3 protein-coding genes are annotated in these 5,252 nt (G+C 62.4%); all 3 read right to left on the bottom strand.

The features are described from left to right. Positions 1–1,834, bottom strand: a 1,834-nt coding sequence (locus IK083_10700) for a hypothetical protein (protein MBR4750022.1), incomplete at its 3' end; no start/stop codon positions are given. 247 nt (positions 1,835–2,081) lie between these two features. Next, positions 2,082–3,584 carry a hypothetical protein gene (locus IK083_10695; protein ID MBR4750021.1) on the bottom strand — a complete coding sequence of 501 codons (1,503 nt, stop codon included), beginning with the start codon at positions 3,582–3,584 and terminating at the stop codon, positions 2,082–2,084. Beyond that, positions 3,581–4,747, bottom strand: a complete 1,167-nt coding sequence (locus tag IK083_10690; GenBank protein ID MBR4750020.1) for a Gfo/Idh/MocA family oxidoreductase — start codon at positions 4,745–4,747, stop codon at positions 3,581–3,583. The genes IK083_10695 and IK083_10690 overlap by 4 nt, the downstream gene beginning before the upstream one ends. Positions 4,748–5,252 lie beyond the last annotated feature (505 nt).

The raw sequence follows: 5,252 nt of genomic DNA, 5'->3' as shown, positions 1-5,252 counted from the left end.
GCGTATAGACCCCGCCCTTCCGGCAAAAGTCCTTCACCAGGGCCATAAAGGTGTATATGTCCGTCTGGACAAACTCCCCCTTCCCCGACAGGAGCTCCATGAACTCCTTTTGCTCCGACGGGGTCCACAGTATATGCCGCACCAGCAGGAAGCAGGGGGTCTTTTCCCGGGCCAGCCGGGCGATCGCGTCTGCATTGGCCTCCTTGCGGGTCTTGTCAAAATCTATGAGGTCATAGCGGTTCAGCGCAAAGGGCATCCGGCCCCGCAGGCCCGCTTCCTCCATATACATGCCGGCGGCGCCCATAGGGGAAAAGCTCTCCAGCGCATCCCACAGCTCCTCTGTCATGGGCGGAGCGTTGCCCTCCAGCAAAAAGCCGGTGATATCCAGGTCAAACTGCCTGTACCACCGGGCGCAGGTCCCGGCCCAGGCAGAGACTCCCGAGGGGAGCCCGGAGGGCCGGGGCTCCGCCAGAAAGCCCGGGTTCAGATAGCCGGCTCCCGAGTCGCCTCCCACGAACCAGTCCCGGTCCGTGGCGGTCCCCCGGACGTAGTTGAAGCCGGTGGGAAAGCGCCCGGCCAGATTGGGGTTGAAGCCCCAGCACATGGGCTCCCCGCCCCGGGCCGGGTCGTTCCATATGGCGGGCAGATTCTGATACATCCAGGCCGCGGAGTCGTAGTCCCCGGCGTAAAAGCAGACGTAGCACTTGTTGCCGGCCTGGGCTTCCGCGGTCCGGGGAGCGGTCTGGGGGTATCGGCGGCGCAGGGGCTCCCACCGGAAAAAGGAGGCGTTGCACATGCCGCAGTAATTGATGGCGTCGGCGTCCAGGCAGGCGTTGTGGGAGGACAGTATTTCCGCCAGCTTCCACTCGCCCTCCACCACTCCGTGCCTGCCCCCGGAGACCGCGCTGTATTTTTTGTCCCAGGGGAGGAAGCCGCACACGGTGATGAGCTTTTTGCCCTCCGTTTTCTCCCAGCAGCTCCGCAGTATGCTCTTCAGGGTCTCCGGGTCCGAGCCGCCCTGCCGGTCCGGCTCGTCGCCGGGTATCTCGTCGTCCCAGGGGGACAGGTCAAAGCAAAAGCCCCGGCGGCTGATGAGCAGGTCCCGGTTCCCCAGGGCACAGGAGGAAGGGCGCCCCGCCGGGTCTCTGAGCCAGCAGGCGTCGATGTAATAGCCCAGCAGAGAGGGGTCGCACCTGCCCGTGTCCAGATATTTGGCCTTGGCCCACAGATAGGCGTCGCACTTGGCGGAGCCGCTGGAGGGGAGGTCGGTCCCGGGCACGGTGCCCCGGCCCGTGAAGAGGCGGGAGCCGTCGGGCCCTATGAGCCACCGCTTGACGGGAAAGGTCTTTCGGAGCCGGGAATATGCGGAAGACGGCGCCGGGTCATAGCGGACGCACAGCAGGTCCTCGCAGCCGGCGGCCGTGACGGCGGCGTTGCAGGTGGCGGGCACCTCCGGGTCATAGACGCACAGCCCCTTCACCCTGCTCCTGAAGATGTCCGTCAGCATCCACACGTCCCTGACGGGCTTTTGGGGCCTGCCCTTCAGAAAGCCCTTCTCCATCACCGAGAGCCAGAACCGGTCGCAGGAGCCGTCCTCCGAGGCCTCGGTGCCCGTGAATATCAGATACACCTCCGGCGACCGGCGGTTGGCTATCCCCTGGATGCAGGCGGCCAGCAGCAGGGTGTCCCACAGCTTTTCGGCATCCTCCCGGGCGGCGGCGCCTCTGAGGGCCATGGGGGACAGGTCCAGCACATACACCGGCTTTTGCGCCGGAAGCGCGGCGCAGGCCAGGGACAGGAAGAGCAGCGCCGCGGCCGCGGCGAGTATTTTCATGGGTCAGCCTCTCTCGGGAGTATTCAATGATATTATAACACACCGCCGGCCCCCGGACACAAAAAAAAGCAGAGAACGGATTCTCTGCAAGAAAAGGAGGGATTCTCACCCTCTCAATAGGAGGTAAGAATGTTACAGTTCATAAAGAGACTGCCGGGAGTGAATATGAAAAAAAGACTCCCGCTTGAACACTCACTTATATTATATCACATTTTTCGCATTTTCACGAAAAAACGGCTCTCATATTTTATTTTTCCCACTCCTTCAGCTTTCTCAGGGGTATCTCGTGCCGGCCGGGCTTCTGCAGAGCCACGTATTTCAGGCCGGACGGGGCGGTCCTGACGGGATAGTCGCTGCCGGTGGTGTCGAAGCCCTCGGGCAGCAGGACTATGGAGGGCGCCTTGACCTCCGCCGCAATGGCTCCGTCCTTCATCTCCAGAGAGCCGAGCCGCCTGTTGCGCCACCACACGGCCAGGTCGTTGACGGTGGTCTGCCACACCCTTTTACCCTGCAGGAAGCCCTTGGCGGCCCTGAGGGCGGCCACGGACCAGGCAGAGTGGGGGTTGTCCGAGCACAGATAGTGGGGATGGATGAACAGCTGGCACACGCCCATATACTTTTCGCCTATGGCGAAGTAGCGGCGCAGCTTTTCCGTGTCGGAGCCGTATTTGCCCCCTACCCTGGGCTCATAGTAGTTCTGGGGGATCTCCATACAGTCGATCCATTCCCCTTTCCGGTTGAGGGTGTAGCGGGGGTGTATGAAGCCAAAGCCGAAGCCGGTCATATCAAAGCCGTTGATATCCTCCGGGTCGGGGTCTCCGTTCTTGGAGTTGTCGGCTATGACCCCGGCGGCGGCCAGAGCCTCCAGCCTCTCGTCGCACTCTCCCACCTGTATCAGGCAGTGGTTGCAGTTGGTGACGGGCCTGTCGCCGAAATAGCTTTCAAACAGAGCCGCCTGCCGCCGGGTCTCCCCCGGAGTGTCCTCCGGCTTGACCGTCAGGTCCAGATGCAGGGCCGTCTCGGTGCCCATGGCCCTCAGGGTGTCATAGTCCTCCCGGGACATGATGAACTTTCCGTCCGGCGTGGGCATGGCGTTGATGTGATATCTGATGCCCAGACCGTTCATGACGCTGCCGGCCTCCAGATTGATGTCGGCGGAGCAGGCGTCGTCGTCGCCGGACACGGTGAGGCCCACGTCGGGCAGCAGCCCTTCCAGGGGAGGCAGGGGAGCGAACATGGGCACGCCCCACTTCCTCAGGGTCCGGGCCAGCCGCCGCAGCAGGGCGGCGTTGTAGGGCTCCACAGCCTTGTCGGGACAGTCCACGGGGACCGCGTCGGGGATCCGGCCCACGAAGAAGTTCTGAGGCGGCCTGGGGAAGCCGTCGCCGGCAAACCACAGCTGCCCGGGCAGGTCAAAGCCGAAGGTGAGAGAGTCCTCCGTCTCCGAGACGGGCTCTCCTGTCAGGGGCACGGACAAAAATACCCTGACCCCTTCCAGGTCAAAAACTCCTTTTACGCCCCGCTCCTTCCGGTCTGTGACGGGCCAGAGCACCCGCTTGCAGGGGGGCAGCTCCGTCCCCGCCGGGGCAAAGACCACGTCGTCGGGACCCGGTTCGGCGCCGGGGGCCAGAGGCTCGGCAGTGACGCCCAGCTCCGTGAGGAGGCAGGGGATATAGGCGGGGGTCCACCACCCGCCCTTGTCCGCGGCCTGCCGCCGGGCCTCGGGATCTGCGTAATAATATACTGTCATTTTCCGCTCCTGAAATCGGGGACTGTGAGCAGCTCGCCGCCCTTTTGGGCCGATTCCATAGCCAGCACTGCGGGCGCCGCGCATTCCACGGCCTTATAGACGTCCATAGGGGGCTGCTTGTCGCTCTTGATGGCGTCCACGAAATAATACATGGGATAGTAGTCCGTGCCGCCGTGGAGAGCCCGTCTGAATTCCTCGGGAGCATCCGGATCGGGGCAGCCCCATTCGGGATGGCGCACCCAGTCGGTCTCCAGGCTGTAGCTCTTGCCGCAGTCCTCCTCCAGGTCCGTGCGGGCCCACTCCACGCTCTTTTCGGAGCCCTTGATCTGATACCAGTGGGCCCCGGTCTCCTTTTTGTGGCCGTAGGGGGAAGAAAAGCCCGCCCGCAGGGAAAAGACTATGTCGTCGGAGTTGTACATCAGAGCGCACTCTATGTCTCTGGCCCTGAAGCCCTTTGAGGCGTAGGAGCCGGCCCGGGTGCCCTGACAGCTGACCCTCTCTATCCTGCCGCCGGTAATGGACAGCAGAGGGGACAGGGAGTGGGGCAGATACCAGATGGGATTTTCGAAGCACCGGCCTCTCCAGGTGTAGGTGTAGTTCGGGTCGTCATAGTAGGAAGGATCGTCGGTCCAGATCCGCCGCCTGGTCTCCACGTTCTGGAACCAGTCCCATCTGGGCTCGTAGTGGAGGTATTCCGCCTCGGCGTAGATGATCTTGCCGAATTCGCCCCTGGCGGCCATCTCCCGCCAGATGCGGATGAAATTCCAGTAGCGGGCCTGCTCCGCCAGCTGATATTTGCAGCCGGTCTTTTCCACCGCCCGGACCAGCTTCCAGCACTGGTCTATGGTCCAGGCCGCCGGCACCTCGGTCTGCACGTGGATGCCCCGCTCCATCTCCGCTACGGCGTAGTCCGCCTGCTGGTCCGGGTCCATATCTATGATGATGGCGTCGTAGGAGGCGTTTTTTATCAGCTCCTCATAGCTGTGATAGATGGCTATATCCTTGCCCATGCTCTGCTTGTAATGGGCCGCCGCCTCCTCCACCATACCGGTGGCGTTGTCGCACAGCGCCACAAACTCCACGTCGGGATGCTGGGGATATACGTTGTCCACGCTCATCCAGCGCCCGCCGCTGCCCAAAACGGCAAATCTGATCTTGCTCATGCTTGCATCTCCTTAAAAACTTTTCTCAATAATATTATAATGCAAAAACAGTATAAATATATGCGAAAATCACCGCAAAACCTGTGATTTCCGACACTTTTGGCGTGCGCGGCCTGCTCAAACCACATCCCGGCGGCGGGCATGGCGTCGTTCCCTTTGTCCCGTTCAGCATTAACGTCATATCGGCGGTGAGAGCTTGTCCCGTCTGATCAGAACGTCATCTCGGCGCCTGCGCCCTTTGCGCAGGCGGTAAGAGATCCCCTCCAAACGGACCGCGAGCCCCGGCCGCGGACCGGCCCGACGGGACAAGAAAACGGAAAGCCTTATTGTCTGCCTTCCCCGGCGGTGGGCCGGCGTCGTTCCCTTTGTCCCGTTCAGCATTAACGTCATATCGGCGGTGAGAGCTTGTCCCGTCTTAATAGAACGTCATCTCGGCGCCTGCGCCCTTTGCGCAGGCGGTAAGAGATCCCCTCCAAACGGACCGCGAGCCCCGGCCGCGGACCGG

Source organism: Abditibacteriota bacterium (genome assembly GCA_017552965.1).
In the GTDB taxonomy this organism is placed as follows: domain Bacteria; phylum Armatimonadota; class UBA5829; order UBA5829; family UBA5829; genus RGIG7931.
This window is presented reverse-complemented; position numbering and strand designations above follow the sequence as displayed.